Source organism: Kitasatospora sp. MAA19 (assembly GCF_029894125.1).
In the GTDB taxonomy this organism is placed as follows: domain Bacteria; phylum Actinomycetota; class Actinomycetes; order Streptomycetales; family Streptomycetaceae; genus Kitasatospora.
In genome coordinates, this window is record NZ_JARXYZ010000001.1 from 625324 (window position 1) to 647951 (window position 22628).

Annotated in this window: 22 protein-coding genes; 9 read left to right on the top strand and 13 right to left on the bottom strand. The window is 74.7% G+C overall.

Annotated elements, in window-relative coordinates; all coding sequences use genetic code 11:
* Window positions 1-94: 94 nt before the first annotated feature.
* The 5 genes from P3T27_RS02845 (at window position 95) to P3T27_RS02865 (ending at window position 6074) form a co-directional block, all read left to right on the top strand.
* Window positions 95-847 (top strand): beta-phosphoglucomutase family hydrolase, encoded by a 753-nt coding sequence (locus P3T27_RS02845; RefSeq protein ID WP_280674065.1) that lies wholly within the window; start codon window positions 95-97, stop codon window positions 845-847.
* Window positions 844-3252: a glycosyl hydrolase family 65 protein gene (locus P3T27_RS02850; protein ID WP_280674066.1), complete on the top strand. Its 2409-nt coding sequence runs from the start codon at window positions 844-846 to the stop codon at window positions 3250-3252. Before P3T27_RS02845 ends, P3T27_RS02850 begins: the two co-directional genes overlap by 4 nt.
* 139 nt (window positions 3253-3391) lie before the next feature.
* Window positions 3392-5125, top strand: coding sequence for a pyruvate dehydrogenase (locus P3T27_RS02855; RefSeq protein WP_280674067.1), 1734 nt, complete (start codon window positions 3392-3394; stop codon window positions 5123-5125).
* 71 nt (window positions 5126-5196) lie between these two features.
* Complete coding sequence (locus P3T27_RS02860; RefSeq protein WP_280674068.1) at window positions 5197-5829, top strand: XRE family transcriptional regulator; 633 nt, start codon at window positions 5197-5199, stop codon at window positions 5827-5829.
* A 32-nt stretch (window positions 5830-5861) separates the two neighbouring features.
* Window positions 5862-6074 carry a DUF6126 family protein gene (locus P3T27_RS02865; RefSeq protein ID WP_280674069.1) on the top strand — a complete coding sequence of 71 codons (213 nt, stop codon included), beginning with the start codon at window positions 5862-5864 and terminating at the stop codon, window positions 6072-6074.
* 32 nt (window positions 6075-6106) lie between these two features.
* Here P3T27_RS02865 and P3T27_RS02870 read toward each other — a convergent pair whose 3' ends face one another.
* Window positions 6107-7534, bottom strand: a complete 1428-nt coding sequence (locus tag P3T27_RS02870) for a PLP-dependent aminotransferase family protein (RefSeq protein ID WP_280674070.1) — start codon at window positions 7532-7534, stop codon at window positions 6107-6109.
* Window positions 7535-7687: 153 nt separating this feature from the next.
* Here P3T27_RS02870 and P3T27_RS02875 point away from each other — a divergent pair, with 153 nt between their 5' ends.
* The gene (locus tag P3T27_RS02875) at window positions 7688-8572 is read left to right on the top strand and encodes a sigma-70 family RNA polymerase sigma factor (RefSeq protein ID WP_280674071.1); all 885 of its coding nucleotides are present in this window, start codon (window positions 7688-7690) and stop codon (window positions 8570-8572) included.
* Window positions 8573-8673: 101 nt separating this feature from the next.
* Window positions 8674-9360 (top strand): alpha/beta fold hydrolase, encoded by a 687-nt coding sequence (locus tag P3T27_RS02880; protein WP_280674072.1) that lies wholly within the window; start codon window positions 8674-8676, stop codon window positions 9358-9360.
* Between the two features lie 7 nt (window positions 9361-9367).
* Here the strand turns inward: P3T27_RS02880 and P3T27_RS02885 are convergent, their stop codons facing one another.
* The 3 genes from P3T27_RS02885 to P3T27_RS02895 all read right to left on the bottom strand — a co-directional run bounded on the left by P3T27_RS02885 (window position 9368) and on the right by P3T27_RS02895 (window position 11513).
* Window positions 9368-10288, bottom strand: coding sequence for an undecaprenyl-diphosphate phosphatase (locus P3T27_RS02885; RefSeq protein ID WP_280674073.1), 921 nt, complete (start codon window positions 10286-10288; stop codon window positions 9368-9370).
* Between the two features lie 167 nt (window positions 10289-10455).
* Entirely contained in the window at window positions 10456-10644 is a 189-nt protein-coding gene (locus tag P3T27_RS02890; protein ID WP_280674074.1) for a hypothetical protein, read from the bottom strand.
* Between the two features lie 68 nt (window positions 10645-10712).
* Window positions 10713-11513, bottom strand: coding sequence for an NRDE family protein (locus P3T27_RS02895; RefSeq protein ID WP_280674075.1), 801 nt, complete (start codon window positions 11511-11513; stop codon window positions 10713-10715).
* A gap of 230 nt (window positions 11514-11743) precedes the next feature.
* On the opposite strand from P3T27_RS02895, the gene P3T27_RS02900 reads away from it, so the two are divergent.
* Window positions 11744-12229, top strand: coding sequence for a carboxymuconolactone decarboxylase family protein (locus tag P3T27_RS02900; protein WP_280674076.1), 486 nt, complete (start codon window positions 11744-11746; stop codon window positions 12227-12229).
* A gap of 11 nt (window positions 12230-12240) precedes the next feature.
* Window positions 12241-13050 (top strand): isocitrate lyase/phosphoenolpyruvate mutase family protein, encoded by an 810-nt coding sequence (locus tag P3T27_RS02905; protein ID WP_280674077.1) that lies wholly within the window; start codon window positions 12241-12243, stop codon window positions 13048-13050.
* Window positions 13051-13159: 109 nt separating this feature from the next.
* Here the strand turns inward: P3T27_RS02905 and P3T27_RS02910 are convergent, their stop codons facing one another.
* From P3T27_RS02910 to P3T27_RS02950, 9 genes are all read right to left on the bottom strand, one after another.
* Window positions 13160-13417 (bottom strand): hypothetical protein, encoded by a 258-nt coding sequence (locus tag P3T27_RS02910; RefSeq protein ID WP_280674078.1) that lies wholly within the window; start codon window positions 13415-13417, stop codon window positions 13160-13162.
* Between the two features lie 43 nt (window positions 13418-13460).
* Complete coding sequence (locus P3T27_RS02915; RefSeq protein WP_280674079.1) at window positions 13461-14567, bottom strand: cytochrome P450; 1107 nt, start codon at window positions 14565-14567, stop codon at window positions 13461-13463.
* Window positions 14531-15979: a cytochrome P450 gene (locus tag P3T27_RS02920; RefSeq protein WP_280674080.1), complete on the bottom strand. Its 1449-nt coding sequence runs from the start codon at window positions 15977-15979 to the stop codon at window positions 14531-14533. The genes P3T27_RS02915 and P3T27_RS02920 overlap by 37 nt, the downstream gene beginning before the upstream one ends.
* The gene (locus P3T27_RS02925) at window positions 15976-16566 is read right to left on the bottom strand and encodes an ATP/GTP-binding protein (protein WP_280674120.1); all 591 of its coding nucleotides are present in this window, start codon (window positions 16564-16566) and stop codon (window positions 15976-15978) included. The genes P3T27_RS02920 and P3T27_RS02925 overlap by 4 nt, the downstream gene beginning before the upstream one ends.
* Before the next feature lie 25 nt (window positions 16567-16591).
* Complete coding sequence (locus tag P3T27_RS02930) at window positions 16592-16939, bottom strand: DUF742 domain-containing protein (RefSeq protein WP_280674081.1); 348 nt, start codon at window positions 16937-16939, stop codon at window positions 16592-16594.
* A complete protein-coding gene (locus P3T27_RS02935; RefSeq protein WP_280674082.1) occupies window positions 16936-17349 on the bottom strand; it encodes a roadblock/LC7 domain-containing protein in 414 nt (137 codons plus the stop codon). The genes P3T27_RS02930 and P3T27_RS02935 overlap by 4 nt, the downstream gene beginning before the upstream one ends.
* Complete coding sequence (locus P3T27_RS02940) at window positions 17333-18607, bottom strand: sensor histidine kinase (protein ID WP_280674121.1); 1275 nt, start codon at window positions 18605-18607, stop codon at window positions 17333-17335. The genes P3T27_RS02935 and P3T27_RS02940 overlap by 17 nt, the downstream gene beginning before the upstream one ends.
* A 232-nt stretch (window positions 18608-18839) precedes the next feature.
* On the bottom strand, window positions 18840-21110 hold the full coding sequence (locus tag P3T27_RS02945; RefSeq protein ID WP_280674083.1) for a SpoIIE family protein phosphatase: 2271 nt from the start codon (window positions 21108-21110) through the stop codon (window positions 18840-18842).
* An 82-nt stretch (window positions 21111-21192) separates the two neighbouring features.
* Window positions 21193-22323, bottom strand: coding sequence for a PP2C family protein-serine/threonine phosphatase (locus tag P3T27_RS02950; protein WP_280674084.1), 1131 nt, complete (start codon window positions 22321-22323; stop codon window positions 21193-21195).
* Between the last annotated feature and the right edge of the window lie 305 nt (window positions 22324-22628).

A 22628-nucleotide genomic window follows, 5' to 3' on the forward strand; every position in this document is an offset into this window, starting at 1 on the left:
AGGGGCACCCCGAGGGTGACCGGAAGTCGCCCTTCCCGCGACGCGCCGCCGGGAAATGGGCGGCTTCCCCGCGTTCGCGGGTAAGACTGCACCCATGCTGGGGCTACCGGACGACATCCGCGCTTTCCTCTTCGACCTCGACGGGGTCCTCACCCAGACCGCCAAGGTGCACGCCGCGGCCTGGAAGGACACCTTCGACACCTTCCTGCGCGCCGAAGCCGCCCGCACCGGCGGGCAGTTCGTCCCCTTCGACGCCGTCGCCGAATACGACGCCTACGTGGACGGCCGCCCGAGGCTCGACGGCACCCGGGCGTTCCTGCACAGCCGGGGCGTCGACCTGCCCGAGGGCACCGAGGCCGATCCGCCCAACGCCCGTACCGTGCACGGGATCAGCCGTGCCAAGAACGACACCGTGCTGCGGATGATCCGCGAGCAGGGCGTCCAGCCGTACGACGGCTCGGTGGCGTACGTGCACCGGCTGCGCGCGCTCGGGCTGCCCAGCGCCGTGGTGTCCTCCAGCGCCAACTGCCGGGACGTGCTGCGGGCGGCGGGCATCGCGGAGCTGTTCGACGTGGTCGTGGACGGCGTCGTCGCGCGGCGCGAGGGCCTGCCGGGCAAACCCGCCCCCGACACCTACCTGTACGCCGCCCGCACCCTCGGCGTGGAGCCCGCGCACGCCGCCGTGTTCGAGGACGCGCTCGCCGGGGTGGCGTCCGGCCGGGCCGGCGGCTTCGGGGCCGTCGTCGGGGTGAACCGCACCGGCCAGGCCGCCGAACTGCGCCGGGACGGCGCCACCGTGGTCGTCGACGACCTCGCCGAACTGCTGCAGGAGGACGACGTCCGATGACCGGCGTGGACAACTTCACCGTCGACCCCTGGCAGATCGCCGAGCACGGCCTGGACTTCACCTCGATGGCCCGCGCCGAGTCGGTGCTCGCGCTCTCCAACGGCCACATCGGGCTGCGCGCCAACCTGGACGAGGGCGAGCCGCACGGCCTGCCCGGCACCTACCTGAACGGCGTCTTCGAGCTCCGCCCGTTGCCGTACGGCGAGGGCGGCTACGGCTACCCGGAGTCCAGCCAGAGCGTCATCAACGTGACCAACGGCAAGATCATCCGGCTACTGGTCGACGACGAGCCCTTCGACCTGCGCTACGGCGAACTCGTCCGCCACAAGCGCTGGTTGGACTTCCGGGACGGCCTGCTGCACCGGGAGGCCGAGTGGACCTCCCCGGCCGGCCGGACCATCCGGGTGCGCTCCACCCGGCTGGTCTCGCTCACCCAGCGCGCGATCGCCGCCGTCGAGTACAGCGTCGAGGCGGTGGACGGGCCGGTGCGGATCGTGCTCCAGTCCGAGCTGGTCGCCAACGAGCAGCTGCCCGGCGGCCCCGAGGGCGACCCGCGGGCCTCGGCCGTCCTGGAGGCGCCGCTGCTGCCCGAGGTGCACCACGCGAGCGGCAGCAAGGCCGTCCTGGTGCACCGCACCCGCTACAGCGGCATCCGGGTCGCCGCCGGGATGGACCACGTCATCGAGGGCCCGGAGGAGCTCGACACCGTCGCCGAGGCCGAGGTCGACCACTGCCGGATCAGCGTCACCACCGTGCTCCGGCCCGGACAGCGGCTGCGGCTGGTCAAGTTGATGGCCTACGGCTGGTCCGCGACCCGCTCGCTGCCCGCCGTCCGGGACCAGGTGGAGGCCGCGCTGACCGCCGCCCGGTACACCGGCTGGGACGGCCTCGTCGCCGAACAGGCCGACTACCTCAAGGAGTTCTGGGAGACCAGCGACATCGAGATCGAAGGCGACGTCGAGCTCCAGCAGGCCGTCCGGTTCGCCGTCTTCCACGTCCTGCAGGCCGGCGCCCGCAGTGAGGAACGGGCCATCCCCGCCAAGGGGTTGACCGGTCCGGGCTATGACGGGCACAGCTTCTGGGACACCGAGACCTTCGTCCTGCCGGTGCTCACCTACTGCCTGCCCGGCGCCGTCAACCAGGCCCTGCGCTGGCGGCACACCACGCTCCCGCTGGCCCGTGAGCGGGCCTCCCAACTCGGCCTGGCCGGTGCGGTGTTCCCCTGGCGGACCATCCGCGGCGAGGAGTGCTCCGGGTACTGGCCGGCCGGCACCGCCGCCTTCCACATCGGCGCCGACATCGCCGCCGCCGTCGTCCGCTACGTCAGGGCCACCGGGGACGCCGAGTTCGAGCGCGCGTACGGGCTCGAACTGCTCGTGGAGACCGCCCGGATGTGGCGTTCGCTCGGCCACCACGACGTCGCCGGGAAGTTCCGCATCGAGGGCGTCACCGGCCCGGACGAGTACAGCGCCGTCGCCGACAACAACGTGTACACCAACCTGATGGCGCAGGCGAACCTGCGGGCCGCCGCCGAGGCCGCCGCCCGCCACCCGCACGAGGCCGGCGAACTCGGCGTCGACACCGAGGAGACCGCCGCCTGGCGGGACGCCGCCGCCGCGATGTACGTCCCCTACGACGAGGACCTCGGCGTCCACCCGCAGGCCGACGGCTTCACCCACCACCAGGTCTGGGACTTCGAGCGCACCCCGCCCGAGAAGTACCCGCTGCTGCTGCACTACCCGTACTTCGACCTGTACCGCAAGCAGGTGGTGAAGCAGGCGGACCTGGTGCTCGCCATGCAGGTCCGCGGCGACGCCTTCACCGACGAGCAGAAGGCCCGCAACTTCACCTACTACGAGCGCCTCACCGTCCGCGACTCCTCGCTCTCCGCGTGCACCCAGGCGGTGATCGCCGCCGAGGTCGGCCAGCTCGACCTCGCGTACGACTACACGGCTGAGGCGGCGCTGATGGACCTGCAGGACCTGGGCGGCAACACCCGCGACGGGCTGCACATGGCCTCGCTCGCCGGTGCCTGCATCGCCCTGGTGGCCGGCTTCGGCGGGCTGCGCGACCACGGCGAGACGCTGTCCTTCCGGCCCCGGCTGCCGGCCGGGCTGATGAAGCTCGGCTTCTCGCTGATGGTCCACGGGCAGCTGCTCGGCGTCCAGATCACCCACGACGGGACGACGTACACGCTGCGCCGCGGCGAGGTGCTCCACCTGCGGCACGACGGCGAGGCGGTGCAGGTGAAGGCCGGGGCGCCGGTCACCCTGCCGACCACGGTGCCGCCGGCGCAGGAGCGGTGCGGCCAGCCGCCCGGCCGCGAGCCCGCGCGGCGGCAGGCGCAGGCGGGCCTGGTCAGCGGCAAGGTCGGGCAGGGGGCGGACCACCTGGCGGCGGAGTAGCCGGTTCACCTGTTCGGGCCCGCTCCGGGTGCGGAGCGGGCCGGGGCGCCGGAGGGTGCAGGTGTCCTGCGGCAGCCGGCGGCCTCGGTCCTGAGCGCCCGGCGGCGAGCGGCGATCGGCCGGCGAATGGAGAGCACCCGTGGCGAGCGTGGCCGAACAGATGGTGGAGGTGCTCCGGCAGGCCGGGGTCGAGCGGGTCTACGGGGTGGTCGGCGACAGCCTCAACCCGGTCGTGGACGCGATCCGGCGGGCCGAGGGCATCAGCTGGGTGCACGTGCGCAACGAGGAGGCCGGTGCCTTCGCGGCCGCCGCCGAGGCCGAACTCAGCGGTCGGCTCGCGGTCTGCGCCGGGTCCTGCGGGCCCGGCAACACCCACCTCATCCAGGGCCTGTACGACGCCCAGCGCAGTGGCCTGCCGGTGCTGGCGCTCGCCTCGCACATCCCGTCCGGGCAGATCGGCACCGGCTTCTTCCAGGAGACCCACCCGGAGCGGGTGTTCACCGACTGCAGCACCTGGTGCGAGATGCTCTCCACCCCCGCCCAGCTGCCCCGGCTGCTGCGGATCGCCATCCAGCACGCGCTCGGCTCGCACGGCGTCTCGGTGTTCGCCTTCCCCGGGGACGTCGCCGCGCTCCCCGCCGCCGGGCCGACCGGGACGAGCCACTTCCTCACCGAGCAGGCCGTCGCCGCGCCGCCGTGGTCCCAGGTGCAGGAGCTGGCCCGGCTGCTCAACGCGGCCCGCAAGGTGGCACTGTTCTGCGGCGCGGGGGTGCGCGGGGCGCACAGTGAGGTGATGGCGGCCGCGCAGGCGCTGAACGCGCCGGTCGGGCACTCGCTGCGGGGCAAGGAGTGGATCCAGTACGACAACCCGTACGACGTCGGCATGAGCGGCCTGCTCGGCTACGGCTCCTGCCACGAGGCCCTGCACTCCGCCGACCTGGTGCTGCTGCTCGGCACCGACTTCCCGTACGACTCCTTCCTGCCGCAGGTGCACACCGTCCAGGTCGACCACGACGCCACCCGGCTCGGCCGCCGCACCGCGCTGGAGCTGGCCGTCCACGGCGACGTCGCCGCCACCCTGCGGGCCGTCCTGCCGCTGCTGGACGCCCGGCAGGACCGCTCCTTCCTCGACGAGATGCTGCGCAAGCACTGCCGGGCGCTGGAGGGCGTGGTCGGCGCCTACACCCGGGACATCGAGAAGCACCTGCCGATCCACCCCGAGTACGTCGCCTCGGTGCTCGACGAGGTGGCCGCCGACGACGCGGTGTTCACCGTGGACACCGGCATGAACAACGTCTGGGCCGCCCGCTACCTCCAGCCCAACGGCCGCCGCCGGGTGATCGGCTCCTTCCTGCACGGCTCGATGGCCAACGCCCTGCCGCACGCCATCGGCGCCCAACTGGCCTGCCCCGGGCGGCAGGTGATCGCGATGGCCGGCGACGGCGGGATCGGCATGCTGCTCGGCGAACTGCTGACGGTGGCCAAGCACCGGCTGCCGGTGAAGACCGTCGTCTTCAACAACGGGGCGCTCGGCATGATCAAGCTGGAGATGCTGGTCTCCGGCTACCCGGAGTTCGAGATCGACAACGGGGACGTCGACTACGCGGGGATCGCGCGGGCGATGGGCATCCCGGCCAAGCGGGTCACCGAGCCGGCGAGGGTCCGGGAGGTGCTGGCGGAGGCGTTGGCACAGCCCGGGCCCGCCCTGGTGGACGTGGTCACCGACCCCAACGCGCTGTCCATCCCGCCGCGCATCACGGCCGCCCAGCTGAAGGGCTTCGCGCTGGCGGCCGGGCGGACGGTGCTCTCCGGAGGGGTCGGGCGGATGGTCGACCTGGCCCGCAGCAACCTGCGCAACATCCCGCGCCCGTGAGGCCTGCACGGTTCTCTTGCCTCTGAGGCAAATTTCTTGCCCGGGCGGCACGGCGGGTGTCCACTGGTCACATGACCACCAGCCCGACCGGGGACGCCGCCCCGGGAGACCGGCTCGACGACCAGGAGGTGGCCGGCCTCGCCGCCCGCCTCCGGGAACACCGGCTCAGCAGTCGCCTGACCCTCGAAGTCGCCTCCGCGCGGGTCGGACTCTCCCCAGCCTATCTGTCCCGGCTGGAGACCGGCCGCCGCCAGCCCTCCCTGCCCGTCCTGCTCGGCCTCGCCCGCGCCTACGGCACCTCCGTCTCCGGCCTGCTCGGCGAGACCATGGCCGAACCCGACCCGGTCGTCCGCGGCGGCGCCATCGAGCCCGGCCGCGCCGGCGGCTGGGGCTACCGCCGCGCCGGCGCCCCCGGCCGCGCCATGCAGGCGCTGCGCGTCCACGTGCCCCCGGGCGTGCAGGACGCGGTGGTCCGGGTCCACCCCGGCGAGGAGTGGCTGTACGTCCTGCAGGGCCGGCTCAGGCTGACCCTCGGCGACCGGGTCCACCACCTCGACGTCGGAGACTCCGCCCACTTCGACTCGCTCACCCCGCACTGCATCGCCGCGGACGCGCCGGACGGCGTCGAACTGCTCTTCGTCCACACCCTGCTGCAGAGCCCCGGCGGTGAACTCTGCCTCGGCGGCCCCGCCGCGAACCACTGACCCTTCGTCAGAACCCTTGGAGGAGATCCCTCATGGCCGATCCCACCACCCCCGTCCAGGCCGCCACCGCGGCCGCTGAGGCCGCCGCCCCGGCCCCCGTCGCGAAGCCCGCCGCGAAGACCATCGACGCCGGCAAGTGGGCCAACCGCCGCGTCGGCATCCGCCTGGTCATCTACACCGCCGGCATCCACGCCTTCGCCGGCTTCATCATGCTGCTGTTCGAGCTGGGCAACCGCAACAAGTAGCCGCTCACCGCCCGGCGTTCACCGCCCGGCGTTCACCTCTCGCGCAGCAGCTCGCACAGGGCGTCCAGCGCGGCCTGGAAGGCGTGCTCGGGCGGGGTGGCGTAGCCGATCACCAGGGCCGGTGCGGCGTCCGGAGCGGGCGCGGACCGGTCCGCGAGGTGCCAGGACAGGCCGTTGACGGCCAGTCCGGCGGCCCCGGCGCGGGCCAGCAGCTCGGCCTCCGGCGTGGAACCGGGCGGCAGTTGGAGTACGGCGTGCAGCCCGGCGGCGATACCGGTGACCCGGACGTGCGGGGCGTGCTCGGCGAGGGCGGCGACCAGCCGGTCGCGCCGGCGCCGGTAGTGCAGGCGGCAGCGGCGGACGTGCCGGTCGTACGTCCCGGACGTGATCAGCTCGGCGAGGGTCAGCTGGTCGAACACCGGGGACATCGTGTCGGCCAGCGACTTCAGCCGGGCCACCGGCTCGACCAGCGCGTCCGGCAGTGCCAGCCAGGCCAGCCGCAGGCCCGGCGCGAGGCTCTTGGCGGCCGTCCCCGCGTACACCACCCGCTCCGGGTCGAGCGCCTGCATCGCGCCGACCGGCTGCCGGTCGTAGCGGAACTCGCCGTCGTAGTCGTCCTCGACGACGTACCGGTCCTGCTCGCGCGCCCAGCGCACGGCGGCGGCCCGGCGGTCGGCGGCCAGTGGCGCGCCGGTGGGGAACTGGTGGGCGGGGGTGAGCAGCACGGCGCCGCAGCGGGCGTCGAGCCGATCGACCCGGGCGCCCGCCCCGTCCAGCGGCAGCGGGACGGTGGCCAGCCCGGCCGCCCGGGCGACGTCGTGTTGCGGCGGCAGCCCGTACTCCTCGACCGCGAGGGCGTGGGCGCCGCGCTCCCGCAGGGCGGCGCAGAGCAGGCCCAGGCCCTGGGCGACGCCGGTGCAGATCAGCAGGTGGTCGGGGTCGGTGCGGACGCCGCGGACCCGCGCCAGGTAGTCGGTGAGCGCCTGCCGCAGCTCGATCCGGCCGAGCGGGTCGCCGTAGCCGAGGGCCTCGTGCGGCGCGGTGGCGAGGGCGCGCCGGGCGGCGGCGAGCCAGGCGGTGCGGGGGAAGAGCGAGAGGTCGGGCCGGCCGGCCATCAGGTCGTGCCGGACGGTCCGGTGCTCCGCCGCCGGACGGGCGGTCCGCCGCCCCGGGCCGGGCGTGGTCCGCTGGGCGACGGTGGTGCCGGAGCCCTGCCGGGAGGTGAGCCAGCCCTCCGCGGTGAGCTGCCCGTACGCCTCGACCACGGTGTTGCGGGCGATCCCGAGGTCCTCGCCGAGGGCCCGCGAGGACGGCAGTCGGGTGCCGGGCGCGAGCCGCCCGTCCTGGACGGCCTCGCGCAGCGCGTCCTCCAGGGCGGCCCGCAGCCCGGCACCGGCGGCGCGCCGCTCGGTGAGGTCCAGGTGCAGGTCGCCGCCGAAGGAGGTCCAGGAGCTGCTCATGGGGGCCGTTCTGTACGGGGGCGGTCGCGGGTCCGTCCCCCGGATTATCCCGCGGGCGGCGGTCCGGCCGCCGGGCGGTGGTCACGGTCCGCGCCGCTTCGTCGGCTAGCGTCCGTCACTGAACCGACGGATCCCGACGCGAGGATGTGACAGGTGAGCGAGGAAAGTCTTCTGGCCGAGCGCTTCGAGGCGGAACGGGCCCAACTGCGGGCGGTGGCCTACCGGATGCTGGGTTCACTCGCCGAGGCGGAGGACGCGGTGCAGGAGGCCTGGCTGAAGCTGAGCCGCACCGAGGTGAGCGGGGTGCGGAACCTCGGGGCCTGGCTCACCACGGTCGTCGGCCGGGTCTGCCTGGACCAGCTGCGCTCCCGCACCTCGCGCCGGGAGGACCCGCTGCCCGAGCAGGAGGGGCAGGTCCGGCTGCCGGACCCGGTGGTCAGCGGGCTGTCGACGCTGGACCCGGTGCACGAGGTCCTGGTCGCGGACTCGGTCGGGATCGCGCTGATGGTCGTCCTGGACACCCTCGGCCCGGTCGAGCGACTGGCCTTCGTCCTGCACGACCTGTTCGAGGTGCCCTTCGACGAGATCGCGCCGATCCTCGGACGCACCTCCGCCGCCACCCGGCAGCTGGCCAGCCGCGCCCGCCGCCGGGTCCAGGGCGCGACCCCGGCCGCCGACTCCGACGTCGCCCGCAAGCGCGAGGTGGTGGACGCCTTCCTGCGCGCCGCGCGCGGCGGCGACTTCGAGGCGCTGCTCGCCGTCCTCGACCCCGAGGTGGTGGCCCGCTCCGACGGCGGGGCGCTCGTGCCGAGCGCGCTGCGCCGCGGCGCGGCCGAGGTGGCCGGCCAGGCGATCGCCTTCGCCCGCTTCGCCGCCGACGGTCGGCCGGTCCTGGTCAACGGCTCGCCCGGCGTGGTCTCCTTCGCCGACGGCCGCCCGCTCTCGGTCATGTCCTTCACGATCCACGACGGCCGCATCACCGCCCTGGACGTCCTCACCGACCCGACCCGGCTGGCCGCCCTGGGCCTCACCGGCTGACCGTCCGACCCGGGCCTCCAGGCCCGGCCGTCCCGATCGGGCCCGTCCGGCACCCCGCCGGACGGGCCCGGTTGCCACACCCGCGCGCTACCGTGCCGCCCATGGCGAACTTTGTACTGGTGGCGGGTGCGTGGCTCGGCGGGTGGGCGTGGGACGAGGTCGCGGCGGAGCTGCGGGCGGCGGGGCACGGGGCGCATCCGCTGACGCTGTCCGGGCTGGCGGAGAAGCGGGGAGGGCCGGCCGGGCAGCACACGCACGTGGCGGACATCGTGTCCGAGGTGGAGCGGCTCGACCTGCGGGACGTCGTCCTGGTCGGGCACAGCTACGCGGGCATCCCGGTGGGGCAGGCCGCGGCGCGGATCGGGGCCCGGCTGACCAGGGTGGTCTTCGTGGACGCCAACGTGCCGGTGGACGGCGAGTCCTTCGCCGACCAGGGGGCGGAGCCGACCGCGCTGGCGGCGGCGGTCGCGGCGAACGGCGGGTTCTGGGCGCCGCTGCCCGCCGCCGAGTTCGCCGACCAGGGGCTGACGACGGGGCAGATCGCCCGGATCGTCGCCGGGATGACCCCGCACCCGGGCGCCTCGCTGACCGAACCAGCTGTGCTGGCACGCCCGTTGGGGGAGCTCCCGGCGACGTACGTGAAGTGCCTGCTGGACTGGCCGGAGCCGCCGCCGGTGGTGGTCGAGCTGCTCGGGAGCGAGCGGTGGCGGCTGGTGGAGCTGGCCACCGGGCACTGGCCGATGTTCTCGCAGCCGGTGGAACTCGCCCGCGTCCTGGCGCAGTCGTGAGAGCCGGTCAGACCGACAGGTAGACCGCGCTGCCGACGCCGGCCAGGAAGCAGTAGACCGCGAACGGCGCCAGGCTGCGGGTCTCGAAGTACTTGGTGAGGAAGCGCACCGAGACGTAGCCGGCCACGAAGGCGGCGATGCTGCCGGCGACGACCGGGCCGAGGACGGCGGAGTTCTCCGGCTTGAACAGCTCGGGGACCTTCAGCACCGAGGCGGCCAGGATGACCGGGGTGGCGAGCAGGAAGGAGAACCGGGCGGCGTCCTCGTGGTGCAGGCCGCGCAGGATGCCGGCGCTCATGGTGACGCCGGAGCGGCTGATGCCGGGGAAGAGCGCGAGGATCTGGGCGGCGCCGATCCAGGCGCCCTGGACGAAGCTGAGCCGGGCCAGTCGGTGGTCGGAGGCGATCGCCGGGTCCAGTCCCGGTTCCTCGCCCGCCGGGGCGGCGCGCCCGGCGCGTCGGCGGCCGGTGCCGCCGCGCTTGAGCCGCTCGGCGCCGAGCAGCACCAGCCCGTTCAGGGCGAGGAAGATCGCGGCCGGGACGGGCTTGCCGAGCGCGGCCCGCAGCGCCTTCTCCAGGGCGAGGCCCGCCACGCCGACCGGGATGGTGGAGATCACGAGCAGCCAGGCCAGCTTCTCGTCCCGGCTCCGCACCCGGCGGTGGCGGAGCGAGCTGAGCAGGCCGCCGATCACCCGGACCCAGTCCTTGCGGAAGAACGCCACCAGCGCGAGCGCGGTGGCCAGGTGCAGGCCGACCAGGACGGCGAGGTACGAGGAGCCCTCGGCGGTCATGTCGAGGTCCTGCTGGATCTTCCCGCCGATGAGGGCGGGGAGCAGGATGCTGTGGCCCAGGCTGGAGACCGGGAAGAGTTCCGTCACACCCTGCAGCAGGCCGACGCCTATCGCTTCCGGGTAGGTCAGGGTGGACATCGCGCACCTTCGCTCGGGGGGTCTGAATCCGGGGGAGCCCCCGCGAAGCTACTACGGGCATGTAGACGCCCGGCAGCCCCGCCGCCAGAAGTTCATCGAGCGGACGTCTGGCCGCCACTGCCACCGCCATTGCCACCGCCACCGGCCCCGGCACCGGTCAGTCGCCGTCAGCCGCCCGGCGCGTGCACGATCCGGGCGAACGTGATCAGCAGGTGCACCCCGGCGGCCGGCAGCGCCGCGGACGACACCGTCCAGTGCGCGGCGCCGCTGAGCAGCAGGACGGCGGTGGCGGCCAGCGCGGTGCCGGTCACCGGCAGGACGGCCGACACCAGTACGGCCAGGCGGGAGCGGTTCATCGTGGGCCTCCTCGGGCGTCGACGGGTGCCCACGATGCCGCCTCCCGCTGCGTCAGGTTCAAGTGCTTCTACGACGCCCCGGCGGCTCGGCCGAGCGCCACCCGCCGCCACGCCCCGCCGTCGGCCGCCACCGGCGCGGGGGCGAAGTCGTAGCGCAGCCCCTCCGGCCCGAGGGCGAGCAGGGAGATCGAGGAGGAGCCCCAGATCCGCCCGTCGCCGAAGTCCCGCCGCTGGATCAGCGCCGCGTCGTCGTCCAGCGCCAGCCCGTCGCCCGCGACGATCGGCAGCCACGCGCCCCAGGCCTGCCCGGCCGGCCCGTCGCCGGTCGGTTCCGGCCGGGGCGCAGCCGCGAGGCGGGCCCGGAAGTGGTCGGCGCGGGCGGCCATCAGCGAGCGGACCCGCTCGGAGGCGGTCCGGTTCGCGGCCACGCCCTCCAGCCCGTCGTTGAGCACCACGCTGAGGCCGGGCGGCAGTTCGCGCTCCTCCAGCCGGCCGCCGTCCCAGCCGGCGACCCGGGCGCCGTCCGGCCGGACCAGGACGAGGTGGAAGGGGTCGTAGGGGGTGAGGTCGAGGTGGCCGATCCCGCCGTCCCGGACGGCGGTGAGCGGCAGTTCGCCGCGGGAGAGCCGGGCGTGGGCGGGGGCGGGCGGGCCGAAGCCGTTCAGCAGGCAGGCGGCGACCCGCCGGGCGGGGTCGGCGGCCAGCCAGGTGCCGCCGGCGGCGAGGTCCAGTCCGCCGACCAGGCCGGGCCGGTCCGGCCAGTGGTGCTCCGGCGGCAGCCAGGCCCGCCCGAGGTACTCGTCCCGGACGGAGAGGAGCAGCACCGGCACGGCCGCCCCCGGTTCGATGCTGACGAACGCCGTACACACGATCCTGGCCCCCTGAGCTCGCCCGGCGGGGACGCTCGCGGTGGTGCCCCCGCCGTCGATCCTCGCACTCCCGTTCGCGTGCCGGGAGTGCGGGTGCGCGCCCGGGGCCTCCCCTTTCCGCGCCCGCCGTGCCACACTCGGCGGACGGCCGGGCGCGGGCCGAAGTGGCCCAGGGTTTCGCGGCCCGAATGCACCAGGGAAGAGGTCCACCCGGCTCCTAGGCTGGACTCATGACGACGAACGAGCATGTGACGACCGAAGCCACCGTCCCGGCCCCCGCCCAGCGCCTCTCGCTGTTCAGCCTGGCCCCCGACTACTACCAGGCCATGGTCGCGGTGGACCGCACCTCCCGGCAGGGTATCGATCCCACGATCGCCGAGCTGGTCAAGGTGCACGCCTCCATGATCAACGGCTGCGCCTTCTGCATCGACATGCACTCCACCGACGCCGTGAAGAACGGCGAGCGGGACCACCGGCTGCTCTCCCTCCCGGCCTGGCGCGAGACCTCCTGGTTCACCGCCCGGGAGCGGGCCGCGCTGGCCCTCACCGAGTCGGTCACCCTGCTGACCCAGGGCCACGTGCCGGACGCCGTCTACGCCGAGGCGGCCGCCCAGTTCGACGAGACCGAGCTGGCCCAGCTGATCGCGCTGATCGCCACCATCAACGCCTGGAACCGGATCGGCGTGGCCTCCCGGCTCAGCCCGGCCGCGAAGTGAGGCGCGCGGACGTGGGCACCCAGCAGGAGCGGGCCCGGCTGCTCCGGGACCTGCACCGCCCGGGCGACCCGCTGGTGCTGGCGAACGTGTGGGACGCGGCGAGCGCCCGCCTGGTGGCGGCCGCCGGGGCCCGGGCGCTGGCGACGGCCAGCGCGAGCGTCTCCTGGTCGCTCGGCAGCCCGGACGGCGGCGGCGCCGACCGTGAGCAGGTGCTGGCGCGGACCGCGCAGGTGGTCCGCGCGGTGGACCTGCCGGTCACCGCGGACCTGGAGAGCGGCTACGCGGCGACCGCCGCCGGGGTCGGCGAGACCGTCACCGCGCTGCTCGCCACCGGCGCGGTCGGGGTGAACCTGGAGGACGAGGAGCGCCCGCTGGAGGAGGCCGCCGAGCGGATCGCGGCGGCCCGGGCGGCGGCGGACGCCTTCGGTGTCCCGGCCTTCGTCAACGGCCGCACGGACGTGTTCCTGCGCGGGCTGGGCGCGCCGGAGGGCCGGCTGGACGAGGCTGTCCGCCGACTGCGGGCGTACGTCGAGGCGGGCGCGGACGGCGTGTTCGTGCCCGGCGTGGCCGACCCGGAGACGATCGCCGCCCTGGTCGCGGCCGTCCCGGCGCCGCTGAACGTGCTGGCCGCCCCAGGCACCCCGTCGGTCGCCGAGCTGGCCGAGCTCGGGGTGGCCCGGATCAGCCTCGGACCGGGCCTGGCCAAGGTGGCGTACGCGGCGGTCCGCCGGGCCGCCGAGGAGGTGTACGCGAGCGGCACGTACACCGCCCTCGACGGCGGGTTGACCTACCAGGAGCTGAACGGACTCTTCCGGGGCTGACCCGGGCTGACCCGGGCTGACCCGGGCCGACCCGGGACGGCCTGGGACGGCCGGACGGCTGACCGTACGGGGGTCGGTCGGTCCGGTCCGGTCGTCCCAGGCCCCGGCCTCAGCCGAGCTGCCCGCTGAGGCCCGGGTGGCTCATCTGGTTGGTGCCGACGGCCTCCACCTCCTGGGCGGCGTGGCCGACCACCGGCAGCTCGCCGGCGGCGTGGACGGCGAGGTCGGCCGGGGAGAGGTTGAGGCCGTCGGTGAGGCCCCCGGTGGCGTCCGGGGAGCTCGCGGTCTGCGTGGTGGCGGACGCCGCCGGGGCGGCGAGCGCGAGGCCCGCCATGGTGAGGGCGGCCAGGGTGGCGAGTTTCTTCATGCACTGCCGAACGACCCGGGCCGCCTTCAGGTAACCGGACGGCTCAGACCGTCACCCGCAGGGTTCGCACGCTGTTGCTGATGAAGGAGCCGATCGGCTCCGGCGTTTCGCCCTCGGCGAGGGCCAGCCCGGGGAACCGCCCGAACAGGTGCCGCAGCGCGGTCTCGGCCTCCAGCCGGGCCAGCCCGGAGCCGAGGCAGAAGTGCGGGCCGTGGCCGAGCGACAGGTGCCGGTTGGGCTGCCGGGTGATGTCGAAGCGGTCGGCGTCCGGGTAGTGCGCGGCGTCCCGGCCGACCGCCGCGTACGAGGCGAGCAGCGCCTCGCCGCGCCGGATCACCACGTCCCCGACCTCGATGTCCTCGGTCGCGTAGCGCAGCGGGAACTGGCCGACCGGCGAGTCGTAGCGCAGCGTCTCCTCGACGACCGCCGACCACGACTGCTCGCCGGACAGCACCAGCCGCAGCTGGTCGGGGTGGGCGAGCAGGGCCCGGACGGCGTTGGTGATCAGGTTGAGCGTGGTCTCGTGCCCGGCGACCAGCATCAGCAGCAGGGTGCCGACCAGTTCGGCCTCGCTGAGCCGGTCCCCGGCCTCGCGGGCGGAGATCAGGTCGGTGGTGAGGTCGTCCCCGGGCTCGGCCCGCTTGGCCGCCACCACGGAGGCCAGCAGCGCGTACAGGGCCTGCTGCGCGGCCGCGGCCGCGGCCGGCGTGGCGGAGCTGGAGACCAGGATGTCGGACAGCTCGTGCAGTTCGTCCTGCTGCTCCAGCGCCAGGCCGAGCAGTTCGCCGATCACCTGCATCGGCAGCGGGTAGGCGAAGTGCTCGCGCAGGTCGAACGCGCCGTCCAGCTCGGCGACCTCGTCGAGCAGCGCGACGGTGCGGGCCTCGATCGCGGGCGCCAGGTCGGCTATGCGGCGCGGGGTGAAGGCCTGGCTGACCAGGCCGCGCAGTCGCCGGTGGTCCTCGCCGTCGGCGGTGACCATGCCGGGCACGGTGACGAAGTTGAGCAGCGGCCAGCCCTCGGGCAGCCGGCCCTCCCGGAAGGTCGTCCACAACTGGGCGTTCTTGCCCACCCGGGGGTCGGCGAGCAGCGCCTGCAGGGTGTCGTGGTGGGCTATCGCCCAGACCACCACCCCGCCAGGGAGCTCCACCAGGACCGCGGGGCCGGCCGCCCGGAGGAGGGCGTTCTCGCGGTGCTGGTCGCGTCCGAAGGGGTCGAGTCTGACGGGCTCGGGTCGGGGGTCGACGGCGGTGTCCATGCGGGCCTCTCGGGGGCTGGCGGGCGGGGCGGGGTGAAGGCGCTGTACAGCACGGGCAGGCCGAGCAGGGCCCGTGACCAGGGGGACGGGCGCCAGCCCAGATCGTGCGGCGGGACGGCGAGTTGGAGGTCGGGCAGGCGGTGCAGCAGGGTCTCGACGGCGGTCTCGACGATGATCCGGGCCGGGTGCTGGGCCGGGCAGACGTGCCGTCCGGCGCCCCAGGCGAGGTGGGCCCGGTTGCCGCCGAGCGAGCCCTGCGCGGCCGAGGCGAGGCCCTGGGCGGCCGGGTCGGCGTTGGCCGCGGCCAGGCCGAGGACGAGCATGTCGCCGGCGCTGATGTACTGGCCGCCGAGGACGGTGTCGCCGGTGGCCCAGCGGCCCGGGAAGTTCTGCGTCGGCGGGTCGCGCCAGAGCACCTCCTCCAGCGCGTCGGAGACGGTGAGCCGCCCGCCGGTGAGGGTGGCCCGGAACCGGCGGTCGGTGAGCAGCAGCCGCAGCGTGTTGCCGGTCCAGTTGATGGAGGTCTCGTTGCCCGCGACCAGCATCACCACCAGGTGGTGCACCGCCTCCTCGTCGGTGAGCGCGGCCGGGTGGGCGAGCAGCCAGGACGTGAGGTCGGCGCTGGGGGCGGCCCGGCGGCGCCGGACCAGGTCGACCAGGATCGCCTGGAACTCGGCGCTGGCGCGCACCGACTTCGGGCCGCTGTCCACGAAGTGGCTGATCAGCTCGACCAGGTGGGGCCCGGCCTCGCGGGGCAGGCCGACCAGCTGGGTGAAGACCAGCAGCGGCAGCGGGCGGGCGTACTGGGCGATCAGGTCGGCGGTGCCGTCCGGGCCCCAGCCGTCGATGAGGTCGTTGGCGCAGGCCTCGGTGGTCTCGCGCAGCTGCCGGTGGTCGATCTGGGCGAGGGTGTCCGAGACGGCGGCGCGCAGTCGCTGGTGCTCGGCGCCGTCCAGGCTGAGCAGCGTCGGCCGCCAGGAGGTCATCGGCAGCAGCCGGGAGTCGGGGGCCAGCCGGCCCTCGGCGGGCACCCGCCAGCGGCGCGAGTCCTTGGAGAACAGCGCCTCGTTGCGGGTGAGTTCGAGCAGTTCGGCGTAGCCGAGGACGAGCCAGGCCTCGACCCCGGGCTCCAGCTCGATCGGCGCGACCGGGCCGTAGCGCCGGCGCAGCTCGGCGTACAGGCCGTGCGGGTCCTCCGCCACGGCGGCGCCGTACAGCGGGGTCAGCGGGACGCCGACGGGCAGGCCGCCGCCGTGCGGGACCGGGCAGCCGGGGGAGGCGGTGCCGGGTTCGGGCGCGGTCATCCCTGGAGCTCCAGGAGCGAGCTGCGGTGCAGGTGGTCCACGAAGTCGATCAGCAGGTCGTAGGACTGCCGCCGGTCGCGGGCGTCGCAGTGCAGGATCGGTACCTCCGGCAGCAGGTCGAGCGCCGAGCGCAGCTCGTCCTCGGGGTAACTCGGCGTGTCCGGGAAGGTGTTGACCGCCACGGCGAAGGGGATCCGCTGCTCCTCCAGGCGGCCGAGCACGTCGAAGCTCTCGTCCGGGCGGCGCAGGTCGACCATGGCGATGGCGCCGAGCGCGCCGCGCGACAGGTCGTCCCAGAGCGGCCGGAACCGCTGCTGCCCGGGTGTGCCGAACAGGTACAGCGCGAGCCGGGGGTTGAGCGTGATCCGGCCGAAGTCCAGCGCGACCGTGGTGGTGGTCTTGTCGCCGCGGCCGGTGAGGTCGTCGATGCCGCTGCTGGCGGCGGTCATCGTCTCCTCGGTGCGCAGCGGGGTGATCTCGCTGAGCGAGCCGACCAGCGTGGTCTTGCCGACCCCGAACGGGCCGGTGACCAGGATCTTCACCGCGCCCTGGACCGAGGACGGCAGGTACCTCGGCTCGGCGGGCAGGCCGGAGGTGGCCTCGGGGGCGGCTTCAGCGGAGTTGGCGGAGGCCAACGAGCACCTCTTCCAGAAGGGTTGCGGGCAGGCGTTCGGCCTGCGGAACGGGCGGGAGCACCTGGACGGCGCCGAGGTCCCAGAGGTCGCCGACCAGCACCTTGACGACGCCGAGCGGCAGCCCCAGGTGGGCGGCCACCTCGGCGATGGACAGCAGGCTGTGGCAGAGCGTGAGGATGCGCCGGTGCTCCCGGTTGAGCAGCGCGTGCTCGGGCAGTTCCGGCGCCTCGGCCGACGCGCTGACCAGGCTTTCGATGGCCAACTCGGCCCGGGTCGACCGGCTGCGGCCGCCGGTGATGACGTAGGGGCGGACGGGCCCGCTCACCGGTGGCCCCCCGCCGCGTGGTCGACCCGCGGCGGGCTGGTGAGGTGGCTGCCGATCCGTTCGACCAGGACCTGCATCTGGTACGCGACCAGGCCGGCGTCCACCGACTCGCTGGTCACCACGGCCAGGTGCGCGCCGGCCCCGGCGGCGACGATGAACAGGTAGCCGCCGCCGTACTCGACGATGATCTGGCGGGTGGCGCTGCCCGGGCCGCCGAAGCCGGTCGCGACGCCGCGGGCCAGCGACTGAAGTCCGGAGCAGGCGGCGGCGAGCCGTTCGGCGTCCTCGCGCGCGATGTTCGCGCTGCGGCCGATCTCCAGACCGTCGTTGGAGACGACGACGGCGTGCTGGACCTGGGGGACGTTGACGATGTCTGCGAGCAGCCAGCCGAGATCAGGGGTGGTGGTCATGGAACTCTCCGGAGCGCTGGGGAAGTCGGGGGGAAGCGGGCAGGGAAGGGTCGGGCTGGGCCTGGGCCCGGGCGGCCGATCGGCCGCTGGCGGTCCCGGCCTGGAACATCGCCATGAACGCCTGCGCATCCCGGGCCGAGCGGTACGGCGGTTCGGGCGGCGGTGCGGGAGAGGCGTGCTGGGCGGGGCGGTTGGCGCGGTCGCGCCGGTGGCTCCGGCGGGGCAGCGGCGGCGGGGTGCCGGCGGCCGCGGGGGGTCGGCCGGTCGGCGGGGTCTCCACCAGGGGGTGTTCCGCGGCGTGTCCGGTCGGCCGGGGGCCGGCGCCGAACGCCCGGTCGTCCAGGCCGAAGCCGAGGCCGGGGACGGTGGGCGGCAGCGGCTCGGTGAGCAGGGCGTTCGGCAGCAGCACGACGACGCGGACGCCCCCGTACGGCGAGGGCGCCGAGCTGAGGGTGACCCGGAACCCGTACTGCTCGGCCAGCCGGCCGACCGCGGCCAGGCCCAACTGCGGCACCTCGCCGAGCCGGGAGACCTCCAGGCTGGTGCCGCCGGCCAGCGCGGCGGCGGCCTTGGCGACGGCCTGTTCCGGCATGCCGACGCCGCCGTCGTCGATCTCGATGACGGCGCCGTTGTGCACCGGCATCAGGGTGACGAACACCTGGGTGCTGGGCGGGGAGTAGCGGGTGGCGTTGTCCAGCAGCTCGGCGATGGCGTGGATCAGCGCCTCGGCGGCCGCGCCGACCACCGCGGTCTCGATCCGGCTGCGCACCACCACCCGCTGGAACGGCAGGATGCGGGACTGGGCGCCGCGCACGACGTCCTCCAGCGAGACCGGCTCGGGCCAGTGCCGTCCGGCCCGGGCGCCGCACAGGACGGCCAGGGTCTGGGCCAGCCGGGCCTGTTGGGCGGCGGCGTGGTCGGCCTTGAGCAGGCCCTCCAGCAGCGCCGGGTCGTCGTGGGTGCGCTCCATCTCGTCGAGCAGGGCCTGCTGGTCGTGGGCCATGACGAGGATGCGGCGGGCGACGCTGAGGAAGGCCCGCTGGGTGGAGGCGGTGAGCTCCTGCTCCTGCTGGACGGCGGCCAGTTCGGCGCCCCGGCGGGAGAGTTCGGCGCCGAGCTGCTCCTGGAGCCGGGCGAGGTCGCGCCGCAGCCGGTCGGCGCGGCGGCGCTGGGTGACGGATACGGCGCGGTACCGCGCGGTGGCCACGAGGGCGAGGGCGGCGAGCACGCCGGTTGCCGTTGCGCACCACTGAGTCATCGTCACGCCGCGAATTCTAGGGTGATGATCCTACGAAGGTGTGAACGGATCTCGCCAAGTGACCGGATCTCGTCAATATCCAGTCAATACGGCGTCAAACCGGCGCCGTTCGACCGCGATCCGGACGGCCTGCGGGTCTTCGGTCCCGGTGGGGGCCCTGAGGCCCGAGGTCCGGGAGAGACGGGGATGGCCGAGTCCCGTCCTGGGATGTGTGGGGCGCGTGTGCACGGTGTCACGGAAGGGGCGACGTCCGGTGCAGGAGCAGCAGCGCCACGTCGTCCGGCCGGGACCGCCGCTCGGTCACGTTCAGCGTGAGCAGGTCGGCCAGCCGCTCCAGCGCGGGCGCCGCACCGATCCGGGCCGGGCCGGTCTGCCGGGCCCACAGCTCCAGCCCGCCGAGCATCCGCTGCACCGACTCGTCGTAGTCCTCCTCGCGGTCCTCGACCAGGCCGTCGGTGTACACCAGCAGCGTCTCGCCGACCGACAGCCGGTCGACCGCCAGCGGGTACGGCTGCCCCGGGTCCACGCCCAGCGGCGGCCCGCCCGGCAGGTCCAGCTCGGCGGCCTTGGCGTCCGCGATCCGCACCGGCGCCGGATGCCCGGCCCGGGCCGCGGTCAGCGCGCCGTCGGTCGGGTCCAGGGTCAGGTAGAGGCAGGTCGCGAACAGCTCGGTGTCCAGCTCGGTCAGCAGCCGGCTGGTCCGGGCCAGCGTGGCGGCCGGATCGTGCCCGTCCGTCGCGTACGCCCGCAGGCCGCTGCGCAGCTGGCCCATCACCGCCGTCGCCTCCGCGTTGTGGCCCTGGACGTCGCCGATCACCAGCCCGATCCGGTCGTCCGGCAGCTTCAGCAGGTCGTACCAGTCGCCGCCGATCTGCATGCCCTCGGTGCTCGGCAGGTAGCGGGCGGCGCTGGCGATGCCGGACAGCCGGGGCAGGGTACGCGGCAGCATCGCGCGCTGCAGCTCGGTGGCGCGGTGCAGGTGGGTGTCGTACAGCCGGGCCCGCTCCAGGGACTGCGCGAGGATCCCGGCGAAGGCCGAGTACAGGGTGCGGTCCTCCCGGCTGAACACCCGCTCGGTGGCGAAGGTGATCAGGCAGGAGCCCACCTGCCGCCCGGAGGCGACCAGCGGCAGCACCGCCCAGGCGGCAGGGGTGAGCGGGCCGTGCCGGACCCGGCCCGCGCCGGGCTCGCTGAACAGCGGGGCGGAGCGGGTCAGCGCGTGCTGCATCACGTCCTCGGAGAGGTCCGCCAGGCGGGTCAGCTCGGTGCGGCGCGGCCCGCCGTACACGGTGTGCGAGACGGGCAGCAGCCGGCCCTCGTCCACCAGGTCCAGCACGATGCTGGCGGCGCCGAAGGTGGGGCGGGCGACGTCGGTGACGGCGGTGGTGACGTCCCGGACGGTCACCGCCCGCGACAGCGCCCGGGTGAGCGCGAGCAGCAGCGCCGTCCGGGCCCCGGCGGGGGTGCCGCGCTGCTCTCGGTTCTGCTCCTGGCCCTGCTCCCGGCCCTGCTCCCGGCTCTGCGCGCGGCTCTGTTCTCGGTCGGTGAGGAGCCCGGCGACCCGGACCGGCCGGTCGTGGACGTCCAGCATCACCTCGCCGGTCTCCTCGATCCGCGCCACCTTGCCGCCCCGGCGCAGCACCCGGTACTCGATCCGGTACCGCCCGCCGGTGGCGAGCGCCTCGGCGAGCGCGGCCTGGACGTCCGGCAGGTCCTCGGGGTGGACGATGCGGTCCAGCTCCGGGGCGGAGCCGTCGGCGGTGGCGGGCTGGCCGGTGACCTGGAACGCCGCGGCGTCCCAGTAGCTCTCCCCGGTGACCAGGTCGCGTTCGAAGGCACCGTGCCCGGCGGCCCGGACGGCGAGCGACAGCATCGGGTGGGCCAGCCCGGCGGGGCGGCTCCCGTCCCCGTCCTGCGGCGCCTCGGCCGGGCCCCGGGGTATTCGGGCGTCCGCGTGGTCGAGCAGGTGGGACAGTCGGTGGGCGCAGGCCTCGCCGATGGTCTCCAGGACGTCCAGGTCGCGGTGGGGGACGGTGCCCCGGTGGGCCAGCGCGAGGGAGAGGACGCCGACCGGCCGCTCGTCGACGATCATCGGCAGGGTGATCACGGCGACCATTCCGGTGCCCATGCCGGCGTTCTTGTTCGGGTAGTCGATGCTGGTGTGCTCGGGGCTGAGCAGGTACGGGCGGCGCAGCCGCAGGGCCATCGCGGCGGGCAGGTCACTGGCCGGATCGACGGTGCTGTAGCGCTCGTGGGCCCAGTCCGGAAGCCCGTGCGAGGCGGTCAGCCGGAGCATTCCGACGGAATCCAGCAGGTAGAGCGCGGATCCCTCGCCGGTGATCCAGCCCGGGCCCTCGGCGAGGACGGTGCCGAGCAGGTCGGCGGCGGTGGTGCAGCCGAGTAATAAGCGCACACAGCGCATGGCGCTGCGGGCGGTGGGACTGCTGCGCGGCGTCCGGCTCTCGTCCTCGGAGGGGGAGGCCCACGGCGAGGTCAGGTCCATCGGGATACCCGGCCTTCCGCTCCGAGGGGGTGGGTGCCCTAGGGGTGCCCGAACGGGCACTTAATTCTTAATACCTCATTTCTCAAGCGGGTGCTGGAGCGGCCGAATGGGGGCCCAGGCGTCTCACCAGCACCAGCGTCCGGTCGTCCGCCGCGTCCGGCGCCACCGTCCGGACCAGCCGCTCCGCGGCACCCCGGGTGAGCTGCTGCTGCGTCCGCCAGGTCCGCACCACCGGCTCGGCCGCGGCCAGCAGCCGGCCCACCCCCTCGTCCAGATCCCGGCCCGGCACCTCCACCACGCCGTCGCTGAACAGCAGCAGCGAGTCGCCGCGCCGCAGCCGTCCCGACACCGCCGGATACGGCGCGCCCGACACCAGGCCCAGCGCCGGGCCGCCGTGGCCCGACCGCTCCCAGTCGCCGCCGTCCGCCCGGCAGTACTGCGCGGGCGCCGGATGGCCGGCGTTGAACAGCCGGTAGTCGCCCGTCGCCGGACGCAGCGCGAGGTGGACGGCCGTCGCGAAGTCGTCCTCCCAGCCCATCCGCATCAGGTGGTCGTTGGCCGCCGGCAGGAACGCCTCCGGCGGCACCCGGCCCAGCAGCATCGCGAACGCGCCCGACAGGTGCGTCGAGCGGGCCGCCGCCCGGCTGCCCTTGCCCGACACGTCCACCAGCACCAGCTCCAGCAGGTCCTCCTCCGGACGGTGGGCGCACAGCAGGAAGTCCCCCGAGAACGAGGTGCCGCCGGCCGGTGCCAGCGCACTGTCGAAGTGCCAGTCCAGCAGCCGCTCCGGAAGCCGGGCCAGTGCCCGGGTGTGCTCGGCCAGCTCCAGCAGCATCGAATCGCCCTGCGTCCCGCGCAGGCCCAGCTGGTGCCGGAACCGGTTCGCGGCCAGCACCGTCACCCCGGTCGCGGCCAGCACCAGGGTCACCCCGATCCGCACCCCGCGCGGGTCCTGCACCACCGCGCCCAGCACACCACCCGCCAGTGCCACGCACACCAGCACCAGCAACTGCCCGCGCCGCAGCAGCAGCCCGCCGACCACCAGCGGCAGCACCAGCGCGGACGGCGGCCAGCTGTACGGCAGCGCGATCGGCAGCAGGCCCAGCACCGCCGTCAGCCCGAGCAGCACACCCAGCGCGTTCCGTTCCGCCCGCGCGTCCCCGTCCAGCAGTCGCCGGTACCACCGCCGCGCCCTCGCCAGCAGTGCGGGCACGTGGACCTCCGCCAAGGGGTCGGCGGTCCCCGGTCATGACCACCAGTCAGCCCGGCCACACTAACCCGTCCACCCCCACCACCCCCGACAACCAGTTCGACACCACCCCGCCATCCCACCCGCACCCGCCACCAGAAGTCGGCCCCGCCGACTTCTCGTCCCGGCCCGATCGTGCGTGTGGGCCCGCCGGCCATGTCAGGTGCGCTTCGCGGGACTATCACGATCTAGGTGTACGGCACCCGGTTGGCCTAGCTGTTGATCTTCCTGGTGGGCGTAGGCCGGATGGTCTACGCCCGTCCGGCTGA

Bases quoted from the DNA above. Each gene is read 5' to 3' on its own strand.
- P3T27_RS02910 (WP_280674078.1), bottom strand. From the start codon at position 13,417: ATGAAGAAACTCGCCACCCTGGCCGCCCTCACCATGGCGGGCCTCGCG.
- P3T27_RS02945 (WP_280674083.1), bottom strand. From the start codon at position 21,110: ATGGACCTGACCTCGCCGTGGGCCTCCCCCTCCGAGGACGAGAGCCGG.
- P3T27_RS02900 (WP_280674076.1), top strand. From the start codon at position 11,744: ATGACGACGAACGAGCATGTGACGACCGAAGCCACCGTCCCGGCCCCC.
- P3T27_RS02885 (WP_280674073.1), bottom strand. From the start codon at position 10,288: ATGTCCACCCTGACCTACCCGGAAGCGATAGGCGTCGGCCTGCTGCAG.
- P3T27_RS02920 (WP_280674080.1), bottom strand. From the start codon at position 15,979: ATGACCGCGCCCGAACCCGGCACCGCCTCCCCCGGCTGCCCGGTCCCG.
- P3T27_RS02940 (WP_280674121.1), bottom strand. From the start codon at position 18,607: ATGACTCAGTGGTGCGCAACGGCAACCGGCGTGCTCGCCGCCCTCGCC.
- P3T27_RS02860 (WP_280674068.1), top strand. From the start codon at position 5,197: ATGACCACCAGCCCGACCGGGGACGCCGCCCCGGGAGACCGGCTCGAC.
- P3T27_RS02880 (WP_280674072.1), top strand. From the start codon at position 8,674: ATGGCGAACTTTGTACTGGTGGCGGGTGCGTGGCTCGGCGGGTGGGCG.
- P3T27_RS02890 (WP_280674074.1), bottom strand. From the start codon at position 10,644: ATGAACCGCTCCCGCCTGGCCGTACTGGTGTCGGCCGTCCTGCCGGTG.
- P3T27_RS02850 (WP_280674066.1), top strand. From the start codon at position 844: ATGACCGGCGTGGACAACTTCACCGTCGACCCCTGGCAGATCGCCGAG.
- P3T27_RS02935 (WP_280674082.1), bottom strand. From the start codon at position 17,349: ATGACCACCACCCCTGATCTCGGCTGGCTGCTCGCAGACATCGTCAAC.
- P3T27_RS02865 (WP_280674069.1), top strand. From the start codon at position 5,862: ATGGCCGATCCCACCACCCCCGTCCAGGCCGCCACCGCGGCCGCTGAG.
- P3T27_RS02845 (WP_280674065.1), top strand. From the start codon at position 95: ATGCTGGGGCTACCGGACGACATCCGCGCTTTCCTCTTCGACCTCGAC.
- P3T27_RS02870 (WP_280674070.1), bottom strand. From the start codon at position 7,534: ATGAGCAGCTCCTGGACCTCCTTCGGCGGCGACCTGCACCTGGACCTC.